Origin of the sequence: Synechococcus sp. NOUM97013 (genome assembly GCF_014279815.1) — a bacterium.
GTDB lineage: Bacteria > Cyanobacteriota > Cyanobacteriia > PCC-6307 > Cyanobiaceae > Synechococcus_C.
Map to the genome: position 1 here is coordinate 999,243 of NZ_CP047941.1, position 23,546 is coordinate 1,022,788.

The 23,546-nt window shown below is 57.4% G+C and carries 26 protein-coding genes, 1 pseudogene and 1 riboswitch; of the genes and pseudogenes, 15 read left to right on the forward strand and 12 right to left on the reverse strand.

All coding sequences use genetic code 11. The annotated features are described in order from the left end of the window. Positions 1-24 precede the first annotated feature (24 nt). Positions 25-172, reverse strand: a riboswitch (cobalamin riboswitch). Positions 173-783: 611 nt separating this feature from the next. After that, on the forward strand, positions 784-1,389 hold the full coding sequence (locus tag SynNOUM97013_RS05190; protein ID WP_255443012.1) for a Crp/Fnr family transcriptional regulator: 606 nt from the start codon (positions 784-786) through the stop codon (positions 1,387-1,389). A gap of 29 nt (positions 1,390-1,418) precedes the next feature. Here the strand turns inward: SynNOUM97013_RS05190 and SynNOUM97013_RS05195 are convergent, their stop codons facing one another. Next, positions 1,419-1,595 carry a hypothetical protein gene (locus tag SynNOUM97013_RS05195; protein WP_186481065.1) on the reverse strand — a complete coding sequence of 59 codons (177 nt, stop codon included), beginning with the start codon at positions 1,593-1,595 and terminating at the stop codon, positions 1,419-1,421. Positions 1,596-2,311: 716 nt separating this feature from the next. Between SynNOUM97013_RS05195 and SynNOUM97013_RS05200 the strand changes: the two genes are divergently transcribed. Together SynNOUM97013_RS05200 and SynNOUM97013_RS05205 are read left to right on the forward strand one after the other, a co-directional pair. Beyond that, positions 2,312-3,139, forward strand: coding sequence for a dehydrogenase (locus SynNOUM97013_RS05200; RefSeq protein ID WP_186481066.1), 828 nt, complete (start codon positions 2,312-2,314; stop codon positions 3,137-3,139). A gap of 7 nt (positions 3,140-3,146) precedes the next feature. Beyond that, positions 3,147-3,866, forward strand: coding sequence for a 16S rRNA (uracil(1498)-N(3))-methyltransferase (locus SynNOUM97013_RS05205; RefSeq protein ID WP_186481067.1), 720 nt, complete (start codon positions 3,147-3,149; stop codon positions 3,864-3,866). A gap of 58 nt (positions 3,867-3,924) precedes the next feature. Here SynNOUM97013_RS05205 and SynNOUM97013_RS05210 read toward each other — a convergent pair whose 3' ends face one another. Further along, entirely contained in the window at positions 3,925-4,326 is a 402-nt protein-coding gene (locus SynNOUM97013_RS05210; RefSeq protein WP_186481068.1) for an OsmC family protein, read from the reverse strand. A 152-nt stretch (positions 4,327-4,478) separates the two neighbouring features. Here SynNOUM97013_RS05210 and SynNOUM97013_RS05215 point away from each other — a divergent pair, with 152 nt between their 5' ends. Further along, positions 4,479-4,790: a hypothetical protein gene (locus SynNOUM97013_RS05215; protein ID WP_186481452.1), complete on the forward strand. Its 312-nt coding sequence runs from the start codon at positions 4,479-4,481 to the stop codon at positions 4,788-4,790. Next, on the forward strand, positions 4,790-5,029 hold the full coding sequence (locus SynNOUM97013_RS05220) for a hypothetical protein (protein ID WP_186481069.1): 240 nt from the start codon (positions 4,790-4,792) through the stop codon (positions 5,027-5,029). Before SynNOUM97013_RS05215 ends, SynNOUM97013_RS05220 begins: the two co-directional genes overlap by 1 nt. A 32-nt stretch (positions 5,030-5,061) precedes the next feature. Here SynNOUM97013_RS05220 and SynNOUM97013_RS05225 read toward each other — a convergent pair whose 3' ends face one another. Continuing rightward, positions 5,062-5,721: a hypothetical protein gene (locus SynNOUM97013_RS05225; RefSeq protein WP_186481070.1), complete on the reverse strand. Its 660-nt coding sequence runs from the start codon at positions 5,719-5,721 to the stop codon at positions 5,062-5,064. A 214-nt stretch (positions 5,722-5,935) separates the two neighbouring features. On the opposite strand from SynNOUM97013_RS05225, the gene SynNOUM97013_RS05230 reads away from it, so the two are divergent. Then, the gene (locus SynNOUM97013_RS05230) at positions 5,936-6,094 is read left to right on the forward strand and encodes a conjugal transfer protein TrbI (RefSeq protein WP_370586466.1); all 159 of its coding nucleotides are present in this window, start codon (positions 5,936-5,938) and stop codon (positions 6,092-6,094) included. A 73-nt stretch (positions 6,095-6,167) separates the two neighbouring features. Here the strand turns inward: SynNOUM97013_RS05230 and SynNOUM97013_RS05235 are convergent, their stop codons facing one another. Together SynNOUM97013_RS05235 and SynNOUM97013_RS05240 are read right to left on the reverse strand one after the other, a co-directional pair. Further along, complete coding sequence (locus SynNOUM97013_RS05235; RefSeq protein ID WP_255443013.1) at positions 6,168-7,019, reverse strand: phosphatase PAP2 family protein; 852 nt, start codon at positions 7,017-7,019, stop codon at positions 6,168-6,170. A gap of 223 nt (positions 7,020-7,242) precedes the next feature. After that, positions 7,243-7,524 carry a DUF3764 family protein gene (locus SynNOUM97013_RS05240; RefSeq protein WP_186481073.1) on the reverse strand — a complete coding sequence of 94 codons (282 nt, stop codon included), beginning with the start codon at positions 7,522-7,524 and terminating at the stop codon, positions 7,243-7,245. Between the two features lie 85 nt (positions 7,525-7,609). On the opposite strand from SynNOUM97013_RS05240, the gene SynNOUM97013_RS05245 reads away from it, so the two are divergent. Then, complete coding sequence (locus SynNOUM97013_RS05245) at positions 7,610-8,068, forward strand: DUF411 domain-containing protein (RefSeq protein ID WP_370586467.1); 459 nt, start codon at positions 7,610-7,612, stop codon at positions 8,066-8,068. Between the two features lie 22 nt (positions 8,069-8,090). On the opposite strand, the gene SynNOUM97013_RS05250 is transcribed toward SynNOUM97013_RS05245, so the two are convergent. The 5 genes from SynNOUM97013_RS05250 to SynNOUM97013_RS05270 all read right to left on the reverse strand — a co-directional run bounded on the left by SynNOUM97013_RS05250 (position 8,091) and on the right by SynNOUM97013_RS05270 (position 10,991). Further along, the gene (locus SynNOUM97013_RS05250) at positions 8,091-8,363 is read right to left on the reverse strand and encodes a hypothetical protein (RefSeq protein ID WP_186481075.1); all 273 of its coding nucleotides are present in this window, start codon (positions 8,361-8,363) and stop codon (positions 8,091-8,093) included. Next, the gene (locus tag SynNOUM97013_RS05255) at positions 8,360-8,569 is read right to left on the reverse strand and encodes a DUF3721 domain-containing protein (RefSeq protein WP_186481076.1); all 210 of its coding nucleotides are present in this window, start codon (positions 8,567-8,569) and stop codon (positions 8,360-8,362) included. Before SynNOUM97013_RS05255 ends, SynNOUM97013_RS05250 begins: the two co-directional genes overlap by 4 nt. 113 nt (positions 8,570-8,682) lie before the next feature. After that, complete coding sequence (locus SynNOUM97013_RS05260) at positions 8,683-9,393, reverse strand: phosphoesterase (RefSeq protein WP_186481077.1); 711 nt, start codon at positions 9,391-9,393, stop codon at positions 8,683-8,685. After that, positions 9,393-10,211 carry a metallophosphoesterase gene (locus SynNOUM97013_RS05265; RefSeq protein ID WP_186481078.1) on the reverse strand — a complete coding sequence of 273 codons (819 nt, stop codon included), beginning with the start codon at positions 10,209-10,211 and terminating at the stop codon, positions 9,393-9,395. The genes SynNOUM97013_RS05260 and SynNOUM97013_RS05265 overlap by 1 nt, the downstream gene beginning before the upstream one ends. Positions 10,212-10,217: 6 nt before the next feature. Then, positions 10,218-10,991, reverse strand: coding sequence for a GTP-binding protein (locus SynNOUM97013_RS05270; RefSeq protein WP_186481079.1), 774 nt, complete (start codon positions 10,989-10,991; stop codon positions 10,218-10,220). Between the two features lie 178 nt (positions 10,992-11,169). Here SynNOUM97013_RS05270 and SynNOUM97013_RS05275 point away from each other — a divergent pair, with 178 nt between their 5' ends. Beyond that, positions 11,170-11,412, forward strand: coding sequence for a hypothetical protein (locus SynNOUM97013_RS05275; RefSeq protein ID WP_255443015.1), 243 nt, complete (start codon positions 11,170-11,172; stop codon positions 11,410-11,412). A gap of 140 nt (positions 11,413-11,552) precedes the next feature. On the opposite strand, the gene SynNOUM97013_RS05280 is transcribed toward SynNOUM97013_RS05275, so the two are convergent. Then, positions 11,553-13,286 carry an alpha-keto acid decarboxylase family protein gene (locus SynNOUM97013_RS05280; protein WP_186481081.1) on the reverse strand — a complete coding sequence of 578 codons (1,734 nt, stop codon included), beginning with the start codon at positions 13,284-13,286 and terminating at the stop codon, positions 11,553-11,555. A 341-nt stretch (positions 13,287-13,627) separates the two neighbouring features. Between SynNOUM97013_RS05280 and SynNOUM97013_RS05285 the strand changes: the two genes are divergently transcribed. The 7 genes and pseudogenes from SynNOUM97013_RS05285 (at position 13,628) to SynNOUM97013_RS05315 (ending at position 23,172) form a co-directional block, all read left to right on the forward strand. Further along, positions 13,628-15,298: a YncE family protein gene (locus tag SynNOUM97013_RS05285; RefSeq protein WP_186481082.1), complete on the forward strand. Its 1,671-nt coding sequence runs from the start codon at positions 13,628-13,630 to the stop codon at positions 15,296-15,298. Further along, a complete protein-coding gene (locus SynNOUM97013_RS05290; protein WP_186481083.1) occupies positions 15,295-16,506 on the forward strand; it encodes an FtsX-like permease family protein in 1,212 nt (403 codons plus the stop codon). Before SynNOUM97013_RS05285 ends, SynNOUM97013_RS05290 begins: the two co-directional genes overlap by 4 nt. Further along, positions 16,427-17,842, forward strand: coding sequence for an ABC transporter ATP-binding protein (locus tag SynNOUM97013_RS05295; protein WP_186481084.1), 1,416 nt, complete (start codon positions 16,427-16,429; stop codon positions 17,840-17,842). Before SynNOUM97013_RS05290 ends, SynNOUM97013_RS05295 begins: the two co-directional genes overlap by 80 nt. A gap of 100 nt (positions 17,843-17,942) precedes the next feature. Continuing rightward, the gene (locus SynNOUM97013_RS05300) at positions 17,943-18,110 is read left to right on the forward strand and encodes a hypothetical protein (RefSeq protein WP_186481678.1); all 168 of its coding nucleotides are present in this window, start codon (positions 17,943-17,945) and stop codon (positions 18,108-18,110) included. A 137-nt stretch (positions 18,111-18,247) separates the two neighbouring features. After that, positions 18,248-18,838, forward strand: coding sequence for an efflux RND transporter periplasmic adaptor subunit (locus tag SynNOUM97013_RS05305; RefSeq protein ID WP_186481085.1), 591 nt, complete (start codon positions 18,248-18,250; stop codon positions 18,836-18,838). 12 nt (positions 18,839-18,850) lie between these two features. Beyond that, positions 18,851-21,955 (forward strand): annotated as a pseudogene (locus SynNOUM97013_RS05310) (efflux RND transporter permease subunit). Between the two features lie 44 nt (positions 21,956-21,999). After that, positions 22,000-23,172, forward strand: coding sequence for a DUF4336 domain-containing protein (locus SynNOUM97013_RS05315; RefSeq protein ID WP_255443016.1), 1,173 nt, complete (start codon positions 22,000-22,002; stop codon positions 23,170-23,172). 24 nt (positions 23,173-23,196) lie between these two features. Here SynNOUM97013_RS05315 and SynNOUM97013_RS05320 read toward each other — a convergent pair whose 3' ends face one another. Continuing rightward, complete coding sequence (locus SynNOUM97013_RS05320; RefSeq protein ID WP_186481086.1) at positions 23,197-23,544, reverse strand: DUF760 domain-containing protein; 348 nt, start codon at positions 23,542-23,544, stop codon at positions 23,197-23,199. Positions 23,545-23,546 lie beyond the last annotated feature (2 nt).

Sequence of the window (23,546 nt, forward strand, 5' to 3'; positions counted from 1 at the left end):
CATGCAAAGAGAGCAAGTCGATCCTCGTCGAGTTGTATTTCTGGCGGGCGTTCTGACTTTCTCCACCAATGGGGGAGCATCACAGCTGCGGGACAGTGACGGATTTTCACCGTGCTTTCCCCGTTTCCATCAGCGGCTGATCCCCGCTGAAACCAGACAGACACTTGTAGCACGATGGCTCGGCATCAAATTCTTCTTTTCTTTTTATCGCGATGACTAGCTGTCGTTGTTGCAGTCTTGATTTCCAGGGATTTTTGATTTACGGCTCATGAATTGCTTCGTCTTGGTGATGAAATCACCTTTCTTTTTTTTGATTCTTGAACGACTTAAGAATCCTGATGTTGACCGCTTCGATTGGTTTTGGAGTTGGTTGGGCTGCTGCGATCAGCGCGTGCCCAGCTCTTCGCTGGGGTGATGCTGCTCAGGTGGTCTCATCGCTGTTGAGAACGAATGGCCCACCAACGCTCTCCGTCTGGCTGCGGATTGGGTCTTCAGGGACAGAAGCACTCGAGAAGCGCCCTGTTGAGCGTTTCGATTCTTTGATGTTGTGGGGTTGGGAGTGGATGCGGTTTGACAGGGCGATTGCAGCAGCTTTGTCGTTCGAATCCCGCAGCAGGCCTTGCATTTAGATGCCTGTGCCCATGCATAGATCACGCGTTTGTGTTGCTGTCAGGGGGGCTTGGCTGTGCGCTTATTGCAACTGCTGCTGAGAATCGCTTGCAGCAAGCCCCGTTTTCCCTCTATAGTTGCACTCGATTCTCAATAGCAGGATGCCTGTCATCCATGACCCTCTCGGCCTACCGATTTCTGCCTGACGCTCCCGTGGCGCTGATGTCCATGCCGCGGCATCAGACCGTGCTGATCGACCCGGCATCGGCGGGTCAGGGCAGCATCCTTGAAGTGCACGAGGGTTTTTGCAGGGTGTATTGCCCCTGTGAGGACACCGAGGGCATGACTTTGGCTTTCCTCCAGGCAGGAGATCGGTTGCGTACCGATCGTCTCTGCAGTGAGGGCATCTGCGTGGAGGCCTTGACGGATCTGCGTCTTGCTCGCAGTGCCGCCTCCGATCAGGAGGTTGGGATGGATGCTGTGAATGAGTGGACGCTTCAGCTGCTTCGCATTCGTCATTACGGTCAAGCTGAAAAGCGTCTTCATGCACTCTTCGCTCTGTTGGTGAACCGGTTGGGTAAGCGCTGCAGCGATTGTTTCCAGCTGCCCTTTCGCCTCACCCATGACCGTCTTGGCGAGCTCATCGGTGCAACCCGGGTGACGACAACCCGTCAAGTGTCGAAGTGGCGAAATCTCGATGAAATGAATTGCTCAGGCGGCGAGTTCACCATGAATTTCTCCGTCGACATGATCAACTCGGCACCCTTCTCGCACCTCTGATGCCAATGAATCGTTTGGGTGGTGAGAATTTAATGGTTGCGCTGTGTCGTGACCTTGATCAGTGTCGTCGTCGTCATTTGCAAATTGAGTATCAGTGTGGTCATGCGCTGAGCCGTTGTCTTGTTGACCGTCTCAGGATTGAGCAGCGTTCTCTGGCGATGAGAGTTCGAGAGCTGCAGCGGTCCGTCGCAGAGATCAAGCGGCACGCGAGCCTCGATCCAATGTCTGTGGCCTTTCTGAGCGAAGTGGCTCGTCGTTCCTGGGGACCGATGCGCTGTTCGCTCGGTTGATCGGCTGGATTTCCCTTGTGGATCTGGGTGGCGGTCCGCTTTTGCATGCCTCGATGCAGGGTCTGAGCAGCTGCCTGGCTGCTGCAGGTGGTGGATTGCCCTTGTATCAAATGTACCTTCGTTGCTCGATTTACCAGTGATTGCTTGGTTTCTCGGGAATGATCGCTATAGAATGAGACGCATTCGCATTAAGGCGAGCCGTGCCGGTTACCCAGCCTCAGAAGAAAAAAGGGTGCAAAAAGTCGAAGTGCTCGAAGTGGAAAGGCGGCCAGTGCAAGTGCGGTCGGGGTTGACCCCGCGGTCAATCGCTCAGGGCTAAATCCGCACCTTTCCGACCTCCGCTCTCAGGGGAGCGCGCCCTGTGCCAATAAGGATGGGTTGTCGCGTGAAAATTTCGACGCGGATTCCAGAACGTGCCACTGCAATTACGGCTCTGCTGGCCACCAGCGTCGAAAGGATCACGGCAATGGGCCAGCGCCAAGCTGTGAGCAAGCTGATGGTCTCTGCCATGGCGTGTTGGGGTGTCGTTTCTTTCTGGTTAGCAAGGCTTGGCTTTGGCTTCGCCGTCGCGGGTTTCAAGGGGTGACGGATGGGTCACTTCCAGGCACGATGAATCACCCATTCCGGTTCTCATGCGACGCATCGGTTTGCTGTTGGGGCTCGTCTCGCTGGTGGCCATGCCCGTCTCAGCGGCGGGTCTGATGGAGTTGCTCGACAGCATGCAACCCGTCAGAGAGCAGAGGTTGGTTCCACAGCTGCCACCAGTTCCACGCATTCCAGGCCGCGGCAAAAACTGGACAGGCGATCGAATGCCGAAGGAAGGTGTGCCGATTCTCGTGCTTGCCGGTCATGCGGATTCGCAGCGCATGTATGGCTCCGGTACTCCAGGTCAGGCTGTTGGTGTCGCAGGTGCAGCTCCGATGCAGAGAGGCATCACTGATGAGTTGTATTGGAATCTGCTCACGGCAAAGGCTGTGGTGGCGGAAGGCACCCGGCAGGGATTGGACATCACCTTTTACGACCCGGGTGTGCGCACCATTCGCAACGAAAAGGATCCCCGCACCAACTGGTCGGTGGGATATGAGCATGCATCAAAAGGTGGCTATGCGTTTGAAATTCACTACGACGCGTATGCACCCCACGGCATCGGACCGGGGGTCATCCCCGCGGTTGCCTTTGGTTTTTCGGTGATGGATGAAGCCTTAGCCAAAGAGTTTGGTGCCTATCCCTACGACTATCGAGGCATGCTCGGTGCTCCCCGACGTGGTGTCTCCATGTTGGAAATCGGCTTGCTCGATGGTGCCCTGGAGCGGAATCTGCGTGACCCCAACCAGCGTGATGCCACGCTGAATCGCATCGCTAAGCGTGTCGTGTTTGCGTTGCGCCAGGGACTTGAGCAGGGCCCATCGCTGAAGGCCAGCTGCACCGCCTCCGCTGCCATCAACGCTGTCTGTCGATGACATCGGTATGAATCTGATCCTGCTCCGCGCCGATGATGCCTGGACAGGCGATCGGTTGGTGCGTCTGACTGATCGGCGGGCGGACCATATTCGCGCTGTGCTTCGGGCCCAAGTGGGCGATGCGCTGCGCGTGGGCTTGTTGTCGGGGAACCAAGGTCGTGCCGAGGTTCAATCCATCGATGCCGCTGGCGTCGTGCTGTCGGTGCAGCTTTCGGATCCACCTCCGTTGCGGCACCGCTTTGATGTGGTGTTGGCCTTGCCGCGTCCCAAAATGCTGCGCCGCATTCTGCGCACCGTTGCGGAGTTCGGTGTTGGACATCTGTATCTGATCAACAGTGCCCGCGTGGATAAGAGTTACTGGCAAAGTCCACTGCTTGCGGATCACAAGCTTGAAGAAGCGCTGTTGGCAGGCATGGAGAGGTCGCGCGACACGATTCAACCCGAGGTGCATCGCCATCAGCGCTTTCGCCCCTTCGTTGAGGATCAGTTGTCTTTGATTTGTGCCGGTCGGCCCTGCTGGATCGCCGATCATGGTGCGCCTCTGGCGTTGAGTCACACACCACCCGGGCCAGCAATTGTGATGATCGGTCCAGAGGGGGGGTTTGTCCCTTTCGAGATTGAATTGGCCTGCGCTATGGGTGCCCAACGCGCGCATCTGGGAGAGCGGATCCTCAGTGTGGACACGGCTGTTCCATCGGCTCTGGCCCAAGGATTGATGGCTGCTTGATGAAAAGCTGCTTGATGGAAAGCTCCTGGATCACAAGCCGCCTCCTGGAGGTCAGTCGTTAGTTCCAGTTCAGGTTGATGTCGATCTGTGGATCCAGGCTGCGTTTGACCGGGCATTGGGCGGCCACCCGCTGCAGCAATAAGCGTTGCTCGCTGTTGAGTCCGGTGGGAAGCGTCAGATTCACCGTCAGGCTCTCCACTCGGCGAGGTCCCTCCTGGGTCATGCGTTTCTCTACGTCAGCCTGGGTTCCCTCCATCGACCATCCCCTGCTTTTTGCCGTGATGCCCATGATCGTGAGGATGCAGGTGGCCAGTGCGGTGGCCAACAGATCGGTTGGAGAAAACTGCTCGCCGAGTCCTTGATTGTCGATCGGGGCATCCGTGCTCAGCAGAGCCCCCGATGCTGTGTGAATGGCTTCGCAGTGAAGGTTGCCGGTGTAACGGCAGGACACAGTGGCCATGGGCGGTTTGTCGCTGGCCCCATTCTTTCTCCTGACTCAAGTTGATTCCTGATCAAGGCTGATCGGGATGGTGTGTGCTGCGAAAATCGTCGTGGTTTCGGCTGAATATCCTTTGCTCTCACTAAAATCCGGGACCTGTCTTGTCTGTTGAATTGGACGCTGAAAGCCTCGCTGGACTCCAGGCCCTTGTTGCCGATGTGGGGACGGGCAATGTGATTGATGCTGAGTTGCTCGACGGTTGTCCCGTTGAAGCCCATGAGCTGGACGAGATGGATGAAGCTCAGGCAGCAACAGTGGCGGCCCATTGCTTTGCCGTGCTGTTTGACCATCGTGTTCAAGACAGTGTCGGCGCTGAGGCTGATCAGGTGTCCGGCATTTGGCGCGGAACCTTGGATGGTTTTGCTTACGTGATTCGGCGCGATGATCTCGGCGATTTAGTGCTCGACTTCTCTGTGCCTGCTTGATGGGAATTGATGATCTTCGGCAGGACTTGTCCGAGCGTCTCGGCAAGCGCGTCGCCACGTTGTTGACGCGTGATGGCGCTCCTGTTTCCGAGATGGTCGACCTGTATCAACCCTCTCCTGCCGGCTTTGGTGGACGTTTGGTTCTGCGCGATGGGACGGTGATGACTTGGGAGCTTTGGCATGAAGACCGTGAAGCTTGGAACTTTCATGCGTCGGTGCTGCCTGATCGTTCTGAATGATCTTTGCCTGATTGTTGGACAACAAATTCAACTCACCTGTTGATCATGTCTTCCAGGTTTTGCATGAGTGGGTTGCTGTTGGTCCAAGCCTGATTGGGTTCGCAGCAAAGGCAGGATTCACCTTCATCGCAGCCGACCGAAGCACGTTGTTCCGCATCCAGTTTCAGAAGCTCTTTGGTGTATGGCGCCCTGAGGTCCCATTCGCTCCAGGTTTTGACACCTTGCTCATCCACATCTTCTGGGAAAGCAATTTGAAGGTGAAGCCAGCGTTTCTGGCTGACTGGTTTGAAACTTACAAGCCAGTCTTGATCTGGATCTGATCCCTGGCCTCTGGCGGCATTCAACATCGCATCCATGGCGTGTTGCGCCCCTGGTTCGCGTCTTTCGCGCCACTGGCGCAGCGGTTTGATGCAGGCATCGTCGGCCGCGACCCCTACGCGTAAGAGACCATTGGATCTGTCGGCAATTTCTTGTTCAGAGGCCATCGTCCTGCGGATGCCGTTGGCATCGGCCCAGCTGGGATAGGCCATTGGTTCATAGAACTCTGCCTTGGTGAACCAGACCACCGGTTGCGTTCGCGGATCCAAACCGATGCACAATGGCTTGAGCGCGCGTGTCTTGATTAAGGGAAGTAATCGAGTGGCCGTTGTGTAGTGCCAGGCAATCTCAATCTTGCGGCCAAATCCTTTCATCTAGCCAATCTAGATCAGGCGATTCGCTGGAAAAAGAAATGAGAATCATTCTCGCATCGGTTCTTGGCTGTGCCTGCGTGAGGCAGCCCTTCAGGGATCGAATTGTATGAGAATGATTCTCGTGTTTTGTGTTGATTGGTGCGTTTGGTCTTGCAATTGGCGATGCGATATTGATGATGACGTCTGATCGTTGCCTTGAATAATGTCTCCCTCCATGCGTTGCGCTTGTCCTGAATGCGTGTGTGAAGTCGAGCACTCCACAGCTGTTGTACGGGAGGGTCAGAGCTTCTGTTCGGATGCCTGTGCAACGGGGCATCCCAACCATGAGCCCTGTCATGGAACTGGTTCCTGTGGATGCAAGTGCTCTGACTGAGGCTTCAGCAGCGCCCTATTAGGGGTGCAAACCAGCCATCCAGAACGGATGGCTGGTTGTTTTATTTGCTCTTTTATTGCTTGAAAGCTTCGATCTCCAGTGAGCAATAGGTGACATCAGGCGTCTGTCCTTGTTCTCGCAACGCCTTCACTTCCAATGCTGCTGCACGTAGATCGGCTCTGAACACAGGATCGGTGTGAAGCTGTGCCACAGCGGCCGAGCCGATGATTTGGCTGGCCTGCACATCACTGAGCCAGTGCACATTGCAGATGCTACGGCTTTTGCCGTACTCGATTCCGCGGGCCACCAATTGATCTCGCCGTTCGGGTGCCACCTCACTCAAGACCAATGCCCAAGCCCAGCCGGCTGCGGTGTGACCTGAGGGATAAGACCCATCATTTCGGAGGCCCTTTTCATCCTCAGGAGTGCACATGGGCTGATTGTTGACCGTGAAGGGGCGTGGGCGTTGGTAGTGATTTTTTGCGCTGTAGGTGGCTAGCCCGGCATCGGTGAGCACCCGACGCAACAGCGTATAAAGCCGCGGTGTCTCCTCTTTGGAGATGGGAACACCCAAGGCACAGGAATAGATGGATGCGGCAGCAGGAAAATTCAAGTTGGCATCACGTGCCGATAGCTCCCAGCGCGGTGTGCCCCGCAGCGGAAACGTGGCTTCTGCTGTTTCCACATCCAGTGCATAGGCAGTGGAGCCGGGTTTGGGTGGAGCTGGCAGCAGTTCAAGTGAATTGGGAAGTGAGCTGGGGGGCAGATAACCCTCCACCAGACCATGCTTCAGCTCTTTGAGAGTGTCTGGAGAACCAACATTGGATTCGCAGTGCTGTGCTGGCTCGGCTGCAGCTGGACCTCCCAAGAGGGTGATCGTTGCTGCGATGGCAAGCATGCTGCCGGCGATGCGGTTCAAAGCCATGGTCTGGCAATTCACTTCTGTGTAGGTAGCAATGCCTGGCTGCATTGCCTACATGTGCAGGTGAACGAGCCGAGATGCGTACAAAAAAAACGCTCCTCTGCCGAGGAGCGCCGTCCGTGTTGTGGGTGTATTTAAAGCCCTACCTCCGCATCAGCCAAGCGCTCACTCATGACCAACCATGACTCAAGCCCTGGCCTCCGGCGGTGGTACCCGTTGCCCTTCTCTACTCAGCCATCCAGCGGGTGATCACGGTGCCGTCATAGACATGGCCTGATGCTTCGACGATGGGCTTGGTTTCAGGTGCCATGAAGATGTCGTACAGCACGTTTTCGGGGCCTTGAAACATCACAGTTGCTCGGGTTGGATCGTCATGACTCACACCGATGTAGAAGATCTTGACGCCCATGGTTTTGAACATGGCTTGCTGTTCTGGCGCATGCATGTGAGCGCGATAGCTTTCGAATGTGGTGCTGAGCTTGAAGTCCAGAACCGTGGTTTCTGTCATGAGATTGTCGAGCGATAGAAAAATTGGATCACACCCTGTCAATGGATGGGCATGGGTTGGCGGGGTTGGGGCGCTAATGCTTTCGGTGTTGTTTTGGTCCTCCCCGCCCGTTATGGCGCATGGCACCAGCGGTGGACCGGAATCCATGCCCAACACGACCCATGCCGACGGTCCAGAAATCACGGTCTATCGCTCAGCCAGCTGTGGGTGTTGCGCCCAGTGGGGATCACACCTTGCCGCAGCTGGGTTCCGCATCGATGACCAGGTGACGGAAGCCATCGATGGTGTAAAGGAGCAGCACGGCATCGAACCGGATCGCGCGTCCTGTCACACGGCCATTGTTGAGGGCTACGTCATTGAGGGGCATGTACCCGTCGCTTCCATTCAACGGTTGTTGACTGAGCGTCCTGAGATTCGAGGGCTCGTGGTGCCAGGCATGCCCATGGGTTCCCCCGGCATGGAAATGGAGGGAGTGAAGGCTGAGCGCTTTGACGTGATGGCCATCGCCCATGACGGCAGCATGGCGCTGTTTGATCGCTACTGAGATCGCAGCCGCAAGTTCAACGTCAACGCTGCGGCTTCAACAACATGGCGAGGCCTGAAGCAGTCACCACGATGGTGAGTACTCCGAGCAGGATGGGATACACCGGTTGGAGATTGATCCAGCCAAACTGGCCTGTGTGCAGCTTGAGCAACCAGAAAGCATCAATCCCCTGCTCCAGCAACAAGCTGTAGATCGAACCTGTGCTGGCTGTGATCAAGAGCGGTAGGGCCGCGATCGGGACGAGCCAGCGATGCAGCTTTCGAGCTTGGCGTTGGGACGTCGCTCTTGATTTCATTGCTTTCGCAGCTGCTGGTGCAGTTCCTGTTCATTCGCACAGGGCATCCAACGATTGTTGTTTTGATGCGTGCTGCTGCAGCCCAGTTGTTCTGCGCGTTCCTGGGCTTCGGCTTCAGTGGCATACAACCCTTTGCCGTGGGTGAGGCCTGGAGAACCGCTGAGGAACAGGGCAATCAGTGACAGGACCAATGGGGAGAACGCCATGATCTCAAGACAGTGATCTCTAAGAGCCCTCGCAGAGTTCGACGGCGTCTAGATCCTCATCTTGCCTTGGCTGCTCTGACTCTGGGCATGGGCTGCGGAATTCTCCGTTTGGCTCAACCAAACCCTCGACCGCTTTGAGCGCGACTCGGGTCGACATTCAGGAACGCGAGGTGATCTGTGGCTGGGTCATAGAGGGTGTAGTGATCGCCTCCTCCAATGCCGATCACGCTGCGCTTGGGCACGGCCTGTTCGGCTTTGTGCTCACCGCTGTGATCGGTCACCTTGGATTGAATCTGACCGCCGGTCAGCTCCAGCCGGAATTGACGACCGCTGCGGGCTGTGAATAGACGGTTGACGTCGAGACGTGTGAGCCGATCCATCAGGATCAGCGGTGAAGTGGCTTCCGTCAGGCGATCAGCCACATCGGCTGAGCTGCCATGGATGAGCGCGCAGTCGAGTTCGATGAATCCGAATTGCAGTGATGCCAGCCAATCGAGATGGTCGGGATCCACGGCTGCCAACAAGTTGGACACGGAAGCCTCACCTTCTTGTTGTTTCAAGTCATCCGCCTTGCGCTCACCGCGGTAACCGCACTCGGCCAACAATTGGTCGTCTCTCCAGCCGTAGATGCAGTCCGGCGCAAGATCACTTGGCCTGGGTCGCCTCAACCGCTCCAGCAAACCGTTGCAAGACGGGTGGGCTCCCACCAGGTCACCCAACACAAACAAGCTGGCGACGCCACGCTGACGTTTGAGGTCGCGTTGGATCCGCTCATACAGATCAAGGTCTCCGTTCAGACCACTCACCAGTGCCCAGCGTTCCATCAGCGCTCACACACGTGGCTGGCATCATCGGCTCGTTCGGCATATTCAAAGCCGTGGCTGAGCCTCCAGGCAAAGACCTCTGGTAGGCCTGCATCGACGATGGCGCGGCATGTTTTGGCGACGTCGTACGCCACTTCGCGGATGCTGACTTCTCCTGTGGTGTCGTTGTGAATCACATAGGTGGCTTTGGTGCTTCCATGACGTGGTTCACCGACGGAACCTGCATTGACGATGCGGCGCATTGGCAATGTGAGTTCCTCATCCCTGACTGGTTGGTTCTCGTTTCCTTGCTGGACTCTGACGCGGATGCTGCCGCCACTGAGCTCTCGCACGTAGGGCTGATGGGTGTGCCCGCAAAACAGGGTTTCCGCTCCTGCTGTTTCCACGCGTTCCAGCGCGGCGAACGCATTCATGTCAGGCAGCAGGTATTCATGCTGGCTGTTGGGACTGCCATGAACAAACAGTGATGCTCCTCTGCGCAGCGTCATGGGTAGCTCGGCCAGAAAAGCCTTGTTGGATTCCGTCAGGGTTGCGGCTGTCCAGTGATGCGCTCGGTGACCGCGGCGTTCCGCCAATTGGGAGGGATAGCTGCATTCGCAGGCGTTTAAGCCATCGATGATGTCTTCGTCCCAACAGCCTTGGCAGGACGCAATTCCCCGCTCTCTCACGAGCTCCACCACTTCGTTGGGCTGTGGCCCGTAGCCGACCAGATCGCCCAGGCAAGTAATGGTTTGAATTCCTTGAGAGTCGATGTCTGCGAGCACCGCCTCAAGAGCCGCCAGGTTTGCGTGTAAGCAGGAGATCACTGCTTGGTTCATGGTGAATCAGCCTTGGGTTGAGGGTTCGGGGAGTTGGTGTTGCTGCATGGCCAGCACGTCATCGCTGAGCAAACAGTCGTCAATCGTGGATTGGATTCCACCTGGATCAAGCGCTTTGCCCTGGACGACCAAGGCAGAGGGGCGCTCTGGTCGTCCTGAGGCAGGAGCGACGCTGTTCAAGGGCAGAAACTGTGACTCCTGCTGGCTAACCATCCAGTTGCAGAAAAACGCTCGACCATCCGGAAGATTCATCAAGCCCTTGGCGCGATACACATCGCCGTAGGCCCCATTGACGAGCTCAAACCAGAAACTGCTGAGGCTGTTGGGATCCCAGACGATGCGCTCAAGGTTGACGTGCCAAGCCTCGAGTTTGGAGAACTCCAGAGTGTCGTGAGTGGGCAACACTGAATCCCGGCCGAAGTGCAAGATCTGATCCGGTTGCAGGTTGAGTGCATCCAATCGCTCACGGATGCTGGCTGAGAAGCCATCCAGGTCATGCGTTTCTGGAGCGCGAAACTGTTGGACCTCGATCAAGGTGAGTGGGGCCTCAGGGTGGAGCGCCTCTCCGGCTGGAGATGGCTTTAGCGCAATCAGTTCAGGGATCTGATCCTTGAGCCAAGCCAGATCGATCCCGCCATCGACACCTTGTTCCAGACCCTCAAGACGATCTCCCTCCAGGCGCAGGAAAGCGCAAGCTCCCTGGTGCTGTTTCAAGGTTTCAAGCACCCATGTGGTTTTGCCGCATCCGGGAGGACCTGAAACCAGGCACACCTGACCCATACGCCAACCTTCCTCTGGAAGTGGGAATCATTCTCATGATGGCCTGCTGGACGCTGGCCCGTCCACCCCAGTCGCGATCAGCTCCGGCAGCATCGGGCACAGGCGGGACCTGAAACCCTCGCTAGGGTCACTGCACGTCGGGTGATCTCTGATGCAGGCAATGGAACTCCTTGCTCTGGTGCTGGTGAACCTCGCTCTTTTGATTCACCTCTCCGAAAAAGCGTCCGGGTGGTGGAAAGAACGGCGTCGCTTGGACCGGCTGGTGAATGATCATCCGGAGATGAAGGGGATTCATCCCGATGAAGAAAGTCTGTTCGTCTTTGAAAGCGACGACTCTCTGAAAGCGTTGGTTCTGAGTAATGACGAGCCTGGCTCGAGTGAACCTTTTTACGTTTCTGACGAAGATTTCGATCAGGATTAAGGCTTAGTTTTTGCAGAAGTCGCTTGATTTTTATAGTTTCTCGTTTTTTGTATTCGCGACCTTTGTCTTGACAATATTTCAACCGTAGAAGTTTTGATGAATTGCTCCTTGTAGGCCTGGATGACTTGAGGGGGGCTTGTTCAGAAGGCGCCCTCATTGCCATTCGATGCTGAAGGCAGTGAAGCATCAGGTGTTGTTGTCTGATGCATGGTTTCGATGACCTCCTCGGCGAGAGGTTGACTTTCTTCAGCAGGAATCATCACCTCAAGATAGGCAGCTCCTTGATGTGCATTGATGGCGGCCAATGATTGCTCCAGTTCAGCAACGGTCGTCGCCCTTCCGCACCACCATCCTTGGCATCCCAGTGCTGCAGGAATGTCTGCATAACGCCAAGCTGGCAACACGTTGTAGGCATGCCCTGTCTCACTGATCAAGGCCTCCACCCCATAGAGCCCATTGTTGAGCACGATCACGACAGGTTTGATCTGCATGAATCCCATGACGCCCACTTCTTGCACCGTGAGTTGGTGGGCTCCATCACCCGTGACCAGTACGACGCGTCGCTCGGGGTCTGCCAGCGCACAGCCCAGCGCTGCCGGTGTGCCCCATCCAATTGAAGACCAGAGCGTTTGGCTTTCCATGTCGACGCCTGACGGTAGTCGTATGGCATTCAGTTTCAGTAGGCAGGTGCCTGTGTCTGACACCAGGACATCGTTGGGCCGAAGGAATCCCTGCAGGCGTGGATAAAAGCTCGATGAATCGGTGGGTTGATGCTGCTCTCCCTGAAGGGGAAGGATCGGATCGGGATGGACGGGGCGATGGTCATCCCATAGGCAGTGTCGTGTTGATGATTGCTCCAAACGCTTGGTGATGCCTATCAGCACATCACTGATGCTGACGCTCGTGAACACTTGATGGCCGGCTTGGACCCAGTCGGCATGCATGGCAATGATTGTCTTGGGATCGAGTGATCCACTCCAGAGCCCTGTGTTCAGATCCTCCAGAACCAACCCGCCGAAGTCGACGACAAGATCGGCGTCTTCCACCACGCCACGTAAGGCTGCGGGTGTTGACCGAGCACCGTTGTACATCCCCAAGAAGGCGGGGTGCTCTTCGCTGAGCAGTCCCTTATCCATGGGAGTTGTTGCATAGGCCAGCCCCGAGGCGTTCAAAAAGCGTTCGAAGGTCTTGACGAGTCCGAAACGCTTCAAGGTGATGGTTGGCAGCACCACCGGCTTGGATGCAGCCCTGATCCGCGTTTCGAGGAGATCGAGTACTGCTTCGAGTTCTCCTTCAACACTGGCGTGCTGATGAATCGCTCCAATCGGAGAGCCTTGAATTGGCGTGCCGGTGATGGGCATGAGTGCCAGATCCATCGGAAAGGTGAGATAAGCCGGTCTGGATTCCTCCAAGGCCTTATCGATCACGCGTTCCAATTCGACGACGACATTGTCGGGTGTGAGCCTTGCGCTGACGCAGCTGGCGGAGGCGGAGATCGCTTCGAAGCGGTCATAGGCACGATCGCCAAGGGTGTGATGGCAGATCAGCCCTTGACGCACAATCCTCAGGCTCGGTGTTCCCACGAGGTGAAACACGGGTAGACGCTCTGCCATGGCTCCCATCAGGCCATTCAGTGCACTCAGTTCACCAACTCCATAGGTGGTGCACACCACGGCAGCCCCTCGACGGCGGGCATAACCATCCGCTGCGTAAGCCGCGTTCAGCTCATTGGCTGATGGCACCCAGCTCAACCGGGGATGCACCTCCACTGCATCGTTGATGGGAAAGGAGTAATCACCTGGCACTCCAAACACGTGGCCAATGCCGAGATCAGCGAGACGATCAAGGGCGTAAGTCACCACAGATGGTGTCATTTGGCCTTTTTGAATAACCATGACTCGATTCTGAGGCGGGTCGTCTCATCGAGCCATCGACCGGCGGTTTGTGCAGTCACGAGACTCACTGTTCAGGGCGATTCGTTGAGATTGTGGTGATCAGGAGCAGCCACTGTTTTGGTCCTGGCTCGAACCATGTGTCGGACGGATCCAGTGATCGAATACGGCTTGGGCTGACCAACGAATGATGTGATTGACGCAGCCGCATGGCTCCTTGCCGGCTGGCAGAGAGGGCATTCCTACTTACTGACGCCTTTTCAAGCGCTCAATAGGTTTGAAGCGTTGGTGTCGCGCCAACACCGTTTTGATGCATTCAGGCCATGACAAAGTCCGAACAGCAGTCATCGGGTATGAGCAGGCGCCAGAGCCTTCAGCTCGGAGCCTTGTCGATGCTGGGACTGCTCACGACGGGAGGTGCAAAAGCTGCTGACGCGGCGTCTTCGGCGACGGCGACTGGCAATGGCGCCACGACCGGTGATGCTCACAAGCTCGTCCCCGACCAGGGGGTGCGTGTCACCGAACGCCCGAAGGATTACATCACACCCAAGGGGCTCAAGGTTGAGCGTGAAATTGTCAATATCAGTGATCTCAAATTCAATCTGAATGGTTACGACCTGGGCAATCGCATTCTTGTGATGCCGCAGAAGATGGGTGGAGGTGTCAATCTGCTCGATCTCGGCACTGGCCGTGCTTTGGCATCACTCTGGTATTGGAACTATGGGGATTACAACCCCATCAGTCACCATATTCAGGCTTTCCCGAGCAAGAACCCTTATCAGGAGTTTGAGTTCATCAACAGCTGCCAGGGCGGCATGAACTCCCTGATCTACGGGATGCCCACCTCGGTCACCGATCCCCCTCCCGGATTCAATATGTACCGCGTTCGCTTTAATGGCGATGTGATGGAGCTGGAGGAGAACATTTCCGAGACCACTGGACTTGGCTTGGGAGTGCACACCACCATTCGTCCCTCCGATGCGAAGAGTTACTGCATCTCCGATGGTCAGAAGGATATCTTTGCCTGGTTTGATCGCGCTTCAACCAAGGTTCTTCAAGCTTTCCGTTATGACTGGGAGGGTAGTTCCTCCGATCTGGCTGATAACTGGAGTGGTGGTGGTGTTTTGAAGATCCACCGCATTAAACCCAACCCGCTGACGGATCAATTTGATCTTCGTGGCACGAAAGGGATCAAGATCAACTGGGAAATGGTTCCCATGGGTGAACTCTTCGTGCCGGAAGGGAAAATCCCCGGACCGAATGTGCGAGCACTCACAGGTGCTGACGCATTTGTGTGGCATCCCAGTGGGAAATGGGGAGCCGAAATCATTCGAATGCTTGGTGGGTGTGTGATTCACGAGGTCGAGAATGGGATGACGCCTGTGGCCTACTGCGCCTTCCCGAGCGAGTCTCCAGACACCTACCCCGTTGAACAAATTGATGAAGACACATGGCAGGTGGTGATCGATAAGGTCTATTCACCAGGACATGAGCTTGGCTTCTCACCCGATGGCAATCATCTCGTGATGATGAATAACGGACTTGAGAACAGCGTCGGCATTTTTGACAGCTCAGATCCTGATCCCACCCAATGGAAAAAGATCAAGCAGATCATTGATCCCACCTGGGGGAAGCGCTACCCAAGCCCCTTCCATATGGCCTTCACTCCGGATAGCAAAAAGATGTACTTGGTGGTGCTGAATCCTGCACCAGGTCGCAGTGGAATCATGGTGGTGGATACAGCCACTTGGACTCCGATCAAAGAACTGCAGAACATCACGCAAGACATGCAGTCCTGCACGGTGACACCAGACGGAAAGTTTCTCCTCGTCGCTGTGGGTGGTTTCCAGCGCTACGCCTCAGGGGTGTTTGTGTTGGATGTGGAGAAGGATGAGCCTGTGGGCTTCATTCCCAACCCTGGAGGTCATCACGACCTCACCCTGGTGCCGACCAGCGTGAACCAGTTGCCCTTCTCCCGTTCCTGCGCCATGTGAACGTCGCTCGGGTGTTTTTCGTACGACTCGTTCTCCGAAACATCAGCCGCCGCCTGGTCCGATCGATGGTGTTGATCACCGCGGTCGGACTCGTGGCGGCTATGGGGTTTCTCAGCGTGCTCGATCTGGGGGGATTGCAGCAATCCATGGAGCTCGGTTTCGAGCGTCTTGGCGCCGACTTGCTGGTGGTCGATCGCACCGCCAAGGTCAATCTCACGCAAGCGCTGTTGGCTGTTGAGCCCGATACGCCTGCTTTGCCAATGGAGGTGTTGGAGGCCGCAGCGCAACTGCCGCCGTCGATCCTTTTGAGCACTCAACGCGCTGTGCGAGGCGATGCCGAGTTCGCCACCAATATGGGCTTGTCTCACGGGGCCAGCATCCCGCTCTATGGAATCGACCCGGAGCACGACAGCACTGTGCAGCCCTGGCTGAATGAGCAGCGTGGCATTGACTTTCAAGATGGCCAGGTGATTCTCGGCCACCGATTGCGGGGGCGTCTCGGAGATCGACTTCGCTTGCAGGGGCAAACATTCCAGATCTACGGCCACTTGGCAGCAAGCGGTGTTCCTTCCCACGAGCATGGCCTGTTTTTCACACTCCGCGATCTCAACAACCTTGTTCCGAGTGGTGATCCGGACACCCTCGGCATCAACGGTCTGCTGGTGCAGGCGCCTCCGGAGTTCACGATTGAGCGATTGCGTTTCAGCTTGTTAGCTCAACTTCCTGATGCCTCGGTGACAGGAGGGCGGACCCTGCTGGCGATGGTGCGCCAGGGGGGGCAGTTGAGCCTGAAGCTGGTGAGTGCTTTCAGCGTCCCTTTGCTGAGCAGCGTTTTGCTGTTGATCAGCCTTTACAGCTTTGGCATCGCCGCTGAACGGCGGCAAGAGCTGGGGTTGCTGCTCAGTCTTGGGGCGACACCTCGGCAGTTGATGGGGTTACTCACCGCTGAGACCAGTCTTCTTTGCGCTGCGGGCAGTGGGTTGGGCATCGGGCTCGCTTCGCTCCTGCGTCAGCCGCTGGAGCAACTGCTTGCACTGCGCCTGCTCGAAGCAGGTCTCACGTTGCCCCATCCCTCCCCCGCGCAACTGGTTCGCGATGGGCTTGTGATCTGGCTTTTGATCACCGCGGTTGGGACCATCGCCTCGGCGCTGTCGGCGTTGGTGTTGGTGGGTTCCGATCCGCTGCGGTTGGTGCAGAGCGATGGGTGAGTGTGTGCTGGAGGCCAGCGGTCTGCGGCGTCGTTACGACACTGTTGGTGTGCTCGATGCCAGCATCAACGTCGCCGCCTGCGAGTCGGTGGCGGTGCTCGGTCGATCAGGCTCTGGCAAGTCCACGCTTGTGGCCATGCTGGCGGGACTGTGCCGGCCGCAATCGGGAACAGTGACGCTGCACATCGATCAACCTTGTGATCTGTGGAGCCTCACAACGGCTGAGCGCTGTCGGTTAAGGCGCGGTCCCATCGGGTTTGTCAGCCAGTTCACCAGCCTGTTGCCGGCCTTCACCACGCTTGAAAACCTCATGCTCCCGGCCCAACTGGCCGGAAAGGACGGCCAATTAGACCTTCAGGCCATGGCCTTGGATGGGCTGAAGGCCGTGGGTCTCGAGCATCGGCGTGACACCTTGGCATCTCAGCTCTCCGGGGGTGAGCAGAGACGAGCCATCGTTGCTCGTGGCTTGATGGCTCGACCGCGGCTGTTGCTAGCTGATGAACCCACCAGCAACCTGGATGAAGCCAGCGAAGAAGACGTGTTTCGCTGCATACAGCAGCTTTGCACCAGCGCAGGCACGGCACTGGTGATGGTGACCCACAACCAGGAGTTGGCGAAGCGCTGTGATCGCATGTTGATCTTGGATCAAGGTGTGTTGCGCGAGCCCGGCAGCGCCTGTGTTCCTGCACCCGCCAGAGCAACCAAACACCCCGATGGAGTTCACAAGGATGTTGCCGATCCGCAGCGACGTCGTCTGCTATTGGGAGGCTTCACCGTTGCCATGGCACTGACGGGAGCCACCGGGTTGGCAACGCGTGCTCTTGAGCAGCGGAAGGAGGTGGCTCACCAAGCTGGCAATCAAATTCAGCGTTTGGCTTTCAGTGGTCTCTCCGCTGAACTGACCAGCGTGGAACGGATGGGATCCAATGGGTACCGGGGCACGATCGCGGTGGAGAACCTTGATGCTCTGCAGTCGCTCTATCTGCTGCCCTTAGACGTGCAGATCTACGTCCAGCAGGGCAACCGATGGAATCCTTTTGCGGCCACCTGGAGTGACGCCAGCCGTGGAGTTGTGCAGCTGCGTCAACCTGAAGTCCTGCAATTTGAACTGCGCGAGCTGCCGGCGCAATTCACGGAATTGGTTCCGGGCTACCTCCATGTTCGCGTCGACGTCACCTATGCCATCGCCGATGGTCCTGATCCTGAACAGAACCCCGTCGAGCGACGGGACTCGTTCTTCGTTTACCTGCTGCCACTCCGGCCTGATGCTGAAAAACTGGCCCAGAACAATTTTCCAGGGGATCCTCCACTGTTCATTCCGATGCCTCCCCATTAACCACTGGCCCAACATGCCGAGACCGTTGTCCTCGATGTGACAACGGCACCATTGACAGTTTGGGATGTCGTGATCTGCTCAGCAGTCGTTTTGCCTTCGGGTGGTTCTGTTCGGCGCCGAAGGAGTGGTTCGCCGCTGGCCTGATCCATTCCTCTGCAGGATCACTGCATTGATGGGGAGTGTGGTGGCTGGAGCTGGTGTGAATCCTGCTGATCAACGCTGGGGTTTCTGGCCGCTGCTGCCACTTAGCTCCCAGTTGCAGGAATAGGTCTGAGGGGCTTGTCCATGAGTTGTCCCTGGAATCTTGTGCAACTGGATTTGACGATGTGCAACTGAGGTTTCCTTCGCAGGTTGTTGAGTCCCATCAATCAGCCGAGAATTGGGCGTCGTCTGCTCTTTGAGCGCATGCGTGCGTTCGTTCTCAGCTGTGCAATGCTCTGCGGTGGTGTTCAGGGCTTTGTTGTTACCCCTGCCGCGCTGGGCCATTCCGGCCATGGCGATGAGTTCGTTCAGAACGGCGAGGTCGGTCAAGTGAAGGCCTCGCCTGAGCAGGATCAGCTCTTGGGCATCACCACTGCTGCACCGCAGAGCGAGCTTGATGGGCAGTTGACACTGCCGACTGTTGCCATCGTTGATGCAAATGGAAAATCACTGGTGTTCGTTCGCAGTGGCAACACCTATGACCCGGTCTTCGTCGTTCTTGGAGCTGTAAAGGGAGATCGCACGGTTGTTCTGGAGGGCGTCAGCGCCAATGAACAGGTGGTTGTTTCAGGTGCTCTCTCGCTTTATGCCGAGTCTCAGAAGAAGGATCGCGTTCCTGTTGAGGCAAGCCCAGCAAGCACCGCTTCGGCCAAGCCAGCTCAGGCTGACGATCAATCGGCACAAACCAGGACTCCGGCATGGCTACTCCCGGGAGGTGTTGGTGTTGCTGTGCTCGTGATCCTTGCTGTGGGATTGAGCCTTCGCAGCCGTGGTTCTGGATCCAAGCAAAGCTGATCGGACACCCCGATGTTGACCAGGCTGCTGAATGCCATCTTGCGTGCTTCGATTGCGCGCCGCTGGCTGGTTGTTTTCTGCTCGCTGTTGATCAGTGTTTGGGGTGTTCTGAACCTTGTTCAGATGCCCCTGGATGTGTTTCCTCCCTTCGCGCCGCCGCAGGTGGAAATCCAAACAGCTGCTCCTGGTTTGGCACCGGAGCAGGTTGAGCGGCAGATCAGTGCGCCGATTGAGGCAGCTGTGAATGGTTTGCCAGGTGTGGAGGTGGTGCGCTCAGCATCCAAACCTGGCCTCTCGATGGTGCAGGTGGTGTTCCGCGATGCCGCGCAGTTGCAGAACGCCCGCCAGTTGGTGTCTGAACGGTTGCAGCAGCTCCGCACACAGTTGCCAGCCTCGGCCGATTCGCCGGACATTTCCCCACCGCTTTCGCCCCTCGGCACCGTTCTCCAATAAGCCTTCACCCTGCCGGATTCGGCGACGGCAGATGAGCAATTGCGACTGCGCTCATTGGTTCAAACCACCTATGAGAACGCTTTGCTTGCCATCCCTGGCGTAGCCCAGGTGACGATCTACGGCGGTGACCTGCCGCAGACACAAGTGCAGCTGAACCTTGCGGCACTGCAGCAGCGCGATCTTGCTCTCGCTGATGTTGTTCAGGCGATTCGCGATTCTCTGTTCAACGGCCGCGGTGGTGTTCAGGTTGCTGGCGGTCAAGAACGTTTGATCCTTCCTCCCACCTTCAGCACGAGCAGTGCTGATCTGGAACGGGCACCGGTGCGTTCAGCAACTGGTGAGATCAGCTCGTTAGGCGATGTTGCCGAGATTCGCTCCGGTTCAGCCATGCGGCGTGGGGAAGCCACATTCAATGCCAAGCCCGCTGTGGTGTTGATGATCAACAAACAGCCCGATGTGGATACCCCGCGGCTGACGCGGGCTGTGGAACAACGGGTTGAACAGCTCAATGCATCCCTGCCGGAGGGTGTGCAGGTGCATCAGACCTTCCGGCAGGCCCAGTTCATCGACATTGCCATCCGCAATGTGAGTGAGTCACTGCTGCTCGGCGTAGTGATCGTGGCGGCCGTGTTGGTGCTGTTTCTGATGAATTGGCGCACAGCCTTGATCACCCTCAGCGCCATTCCGTTGTCGTTGTTGGTGGGTTTGTTGTTGATGCGCTGGCTCGGGCTGCAGCTCAACACCATGACCCTTGGTGGTTTGGTGGTTGCCATTGGGTCGGTGGTCGATGACGCCATCGTCGACATGGAGAACTGCTACCGGGGCCTGCGCCGCAATCGCCAGTTGCCCTCACCCCAAGACTCTTTGGAGGTGGTGTTTCGCACGTCAGTTGAGGTGCGTCAGCCGGTGCTGTTCTCCACCTTGATCATCGTGGTGGTGTTTGCCCCGATCTTCACGCTCACGGGCGTGGAAGGGCGCATTTTTATGCCGATGGGCATTGCCTACGTGCTGTCGATTGTGGCGTCGACGCTGGTGGCGCTCACCCTTTCACCAGCCCTCTGTGCTTTGTTGCTGAGTCGGGCTCCGCTGCCAGCTGAAAGCTCTTGGATTGAGCACACGGCAGCACGGCTCTACACACCGATCCTCAATCTGGCTTTGGCCACGCCGCGCCGTGTTTTGGCCCTTGCCCTGGCAACGGTGGTGGCGGCTGTCTTGATTCTCCCTGGGCTTGGGCGGGTGTTCTTGCCGGAGTTCCGCGAGCAATCCCTGGTGAACTCGATGGTGCTCTACCCGGGTGTGTCGCTCGAGATGACCAGCCGCGCCGGCACAGTTCTCTCAGAACGCCTCCAGTCCAGCGACGATGTCGACTGGATTCAGGTGCGCTCCGGGCGCGCCCCAGGAGATGCCGATGGTGCGGGCGTGAACATCGCCCATGTGGATCTTGAACTGAGTGATCAGGCCATGGCTGATCGCCCGGCTGCCATTACGCGGATCCGTGAGGCCTTTCTCGCGCTGCCTGGTGTGGCCCCCAACATCGGTGGGTTCATCTCCCATCGGATGGATGAAGTGCTTTCTGGCGTACGCAGTGCCATCGCCATCAAGATTTCCGGCCCTGATCTCAATGAACTGCGCCGTCTTGGTGAACAGGTTCGTGATGTGGTGGCGGATGTGCCAGGTGTGGTCGATCTTCAGCTTGAGCCTCTGCTGCCTGTGCCCCAGATCCAGCTGACGCTTGATCGTGAACGGGCGCTGCAGGACGGAGTCAGCCTTGCCTCGCTAGCCGAAGCGATCGACGTTGCTCTGCACGGTGCAGGCATCAGTCCAGCTGAGCCCGCCAGTGGCCGTGATCCCCTGGTTGTGACGCTCCCTCCTGAGCAACGCAGTGATTTGGATGCGTTGCGAAGCCTGCCGATTCGAACCGCCTCCGGCGTGCTCAAACCGCTTGGCGATTTCGTCTTGGTGGCCTCGACCCGTGGCCCGAATGAGATCAACCGTGAGGACGTGGCTCGCCGGATCGTGGTGTCGGCCAATGTGTCCGGCCGCCCTTTGGGCCCTGTGGTGAACGACATTCGCAGCCAGGTGGCCAAGGACATCCGGCTTCCGGTTGGCTACAGCATTCGCTACGGAGGTCAATTCGAATCAGAGCAACGCGCAACCCGTGCCTTGGTTCTCTACAGCCTTGTGGCCGCTGTGGTGATTGCGGGTTTGATGCTGGTGGCGGTGCGTTCCTGGCCGGCCACGGTGGCCATCCTGATCAATCTGCCCTTGGCCCTGGTTGGTGGGCTCGTCGCCGTTTTGATCAGTGGTGGGGTGCTGTCGGTGGCGTCCTTGATCGGTTTCATCACCTTGTTCGGAGTGGCCGTTCGCAATGGCCTGTTGCTGGTGGACAACTTCAATCGGCGTCATCAAAACGGTGAGCCACCAATGGAGTTGATCCGGAACGGCAGCCTCGAAAGGCTCAATGCGATCTTGATGACGGCACTGACCTCATCCCTTGGCATGGTGCCGTTGGCGCTTGCTTTTGGCGCCGGCAATGAAATCCTTCAGCCTCTCGCCATCGTTGTGCTCGGAGGGTTGATCACCTCAACTCTGCTCACGTTGGTGGTGATTCCGGCGTTGTATGCATCCTATGGGCGATGGCTTCTGCCTTCTGAGGCTCGTTAAACCACGGGTGCCTGCAGAATCACGGCAGTGAAAGGGCGATCTCGGTGGCTGGAGCTGGTGTAAATCCTGCTGATCAGTACTGGGGTTTTTGGCCGCTGCTGCCGTTGTATCCCTACGGCCGCCGTGCCACGCACTTTGAAGAGCTGATTCCTGGCCAGGTCTGGAGCTTCGAGCAGCTTCAGGGGGTGTATTACGTCGCCGTGCCGATTCGGCTCACAGTGGTGAAGGTGCCAGGCGGCTTGATGCTGGTGAATCCATTGCCGCCGACACGGGAACTTCGCGCTGGCATTGCTGCTCTAGAAGCTGAATATGGATCGGTGCGCACGATCGTCCTTCCCACCGCTTCAGGGTTGGAGCACAAGCTTCCCCTTGGTCCCCTGGCCCGCGCTTTCCCGAATGCGGAGGTGTGGGTGTGTCCAGGCCAGTGGAGTTTCCCGCTGCAGCTACCCCTGTCATGGCTTGGGGTGCCGGCCCGTCGCACCAAGGTGTTGCTCGACGATGGCGTTCCCCATGGCGATGTCTGCCGCTGGATCTCCCTTGGACCTCTTGATCTGGGCGTTGGTCGCTTTCAGGAGATCAGCTGTCTGCATCGCCCTTCGGGTGCCCTGCTGGTGACCGATGCCCTGGTGGGCATTGCTGCCGAACCTCCCGCTGTGTTTGATGCCGATCCCGCTCCCTTGCTGTTTCACGCCCGTGATCGGGGTGATCAACCGTTGGTTGACACACCGGCCAACAGGCAGAGGGGCTGGGCGCGCTTGGTGCTGTTTGCCTCGTATCTGCGTCCGGAACCCCTTGAGGTGCCTGGGATTCTTGATGTGATTCGCCAGGCGTTCAAGCCTGGGTTGCGTTCAGCACGGGCTCACTTCGGTTTGTATCCCTTCGCCTGGACACCGGGCTGGCAGGACGCTGCGGCCGTTCTGATCGGCGATCACAGCCCCAAACTGCAGGTGGCACCTGTGTTGGAACGGCTTGTGTTGCCGCGTGCCCGTGAAGCCCTGTTGGAGTGGCTGCTGGAGCTCGAGCAACAGCTGGATTTGCGGTGGCTGGTTCCAGCCCACTATTCAGCTCCGCTGGCCTTCACGCCGCAAGTGGTGTTTGAGCTTCGCCAACAGATTGAGGCGAGAATCTGGGCTCCCAGTGATGGCAACTGGGAATTCCTGGGGGGAATTGATCAAAAACTGCTGGATCTCGGTGTGGTTCCTCAGAATCCCCGCTAGCCGAGATCAGCGATTCGGCTCAAGTCAGAGCTTGATGTCGTCGTCGATGACCATGTCGTCATCACCAAAGAGGGTTTCCTCCAGCTCCTTGCGCTGCTCCATCTGGCGCAGGAAATAACCGGTCATCATCGCCGAGGCCAACATGTTGGCCAGGTTGTCGCGGTTGGCCGTCACCTTCACTTCAAACTGTTCGCCGGGGAGCATGCCCAGCAAGCCCTGAACGTTGTGGCGAATGATGTCTTGAATGTCGTTGCTTGCAGACTTAGCGACCCGTTGCAGCACATCAGGAGATTGATCCTGGAGGTACTGAATCAAGCCATTCACAGGCTGGCCGTCTTGGTTGTCGGTGGTCAAAAACTCAGGGTTGAACATCC

What these genes read in the sequence shown, in the direction of transcription:
- SynNOUM97013_RS05190 (WP_255443012.1), top strand. Translation starts at nt 784, where the DNA reads ATGACCCTCTCGGCCTACCGATTTCTGCCTGACGCTCCCGTGGCGCTG.
- SynNOUM97013_RS05200 (WP_186481066.1), top strand. Translation starts at nt 2,312, where the DNA reads ATGCGACGCATCGGTTTGCTGTTGGGGCTCGTCTCGCTGGTGGCCATG.
- SynNOUM97013_RS05205 (WP_186481067.1), top strand. Translation starts at nt 3,147, where the DNA reads ATGAATCTGATCCTGCTCCGCGCCGATGATGCCTGGACAGGCGATCGG.
- SynNOUM97013_RS05210 (WP_186481068.1), bottom strand. Translation starts at nt 4,326, where the DNA reads ATGGCCACTGTGTCCTGCCGTTACACCGGCAACCTTCACTGCGAAGCC.
- SynNOUM97013_RS05220 (WP_186481069.1), top strand. Translation starts at nt 4,790, where the DNA reads ATGGGAATTGATGATCTTCGGCAGGACTTGTCCGAGCGTCTCGGCAAG.
- SynNOUM97013_RS05225 (WP_186481070.1), bottom strand. Translation starts at nt 5,721, where the DNA reads ATGAAAGGATTTGGCCGCAAGATTGAGATTGCCTGGCACTACACAACG.
- SynNOUM97013_RS05230 (WP_370586466.1), top strand. Translation starts at nt 5,936, where the DNA reads ATGCGTTGCGCTTGTCCTGAATGCGTGTGTGAAGTCGAGCACTCCACA.
- SynNOUM97013_RS05235 (WP_255443013.1), bottom strand. Translation starts at nt 7,019, where the DNA reads ATGGCTTTGAACCGCATCGCCGGCAGCATGCTTGCCATCGCAGCAACG.
- SynNOUM97013_RS05240 (WP_186481073.1), bottom strand. Translation starts at nt 7,524, where the DNA reads ATGACAGAAACCACGGTTCTGGACTTCAAGCTCAGCACCACATTCGAA.
- SynNOUM97013_RS05250 (WP_186481075.1), bottom strand. Translation starts at nt 8,363, where the DNA reads ATGAAATCAAGAGCGACGTCCCAACGCCAAGCTCGAAAGCTGCATCGC.
- SynNOUM97013_RS05255 (WP_186481076.1), bottom strand. Translation starts at nt 8,569, where the DNA reads ATGGCGTTCTCCCCATTGGTCCTGTCACTGATTGCCCTGTTCCTCAGC.
- SynNOUM97013_RS05260 (WP_186481077.1), bottom strand. Translation starts at nt 9,393, where the DNA reads ATGGAACGCTGGGCACTGGTGAGTGGTCTGAACGGAGACCTTGATCTG.
- SynNOUM97013_RS05265 (WP_186481078.1), bottom strand. Translation starts at nt 10,211, where the DNA reads ATGAACCAAGCAGTGATCTCCTGCTTACACGCAAACCTGGCGGCTCTT.
- SynNOUM97013_RS05270 (WP_186481079.1), bottom strand. Translation starts at nt 10,991, where the DNA reads ATGGGTCAGGTGTGCCTGGTTTCAGGTCCTCCCGGATGCGGCAAAACC.
- SynNOUM97013_RS05280 (WP_186481081.1), bottom strand. Translation starts at nt 13,286, where the DNA reads ATGACACCATCTGTGGTGACTTACGCCCTTGATCGTCTCGCTGATCTC.
- SynNOUM97013_RS05285 (WP_186481082.1), top strand. Translation starts at nt 13,628, where the DNA reads ATGACAAAGTCCGAACAGCAGTCATCGGGTATGAGCAGGCGCCAGAGC.
- SynNOUM97013_RS05305 (WP_186481085.1), top strand. Translation starts at nt 18,248, where the DNA reads ATGCGTGCGTTCGTTCTCAGCTGTGCAATGCTCTGCGGTGGTGTTCAG.
- SynNOUM97013_RS05320 (WP_186481086.1), bottom strand. Translation starts at nt 23,544, where the DNA reads ATGTTCAACCCTGAGTTTTTGACCACCGACAACCAAGACGGCCAGCCT.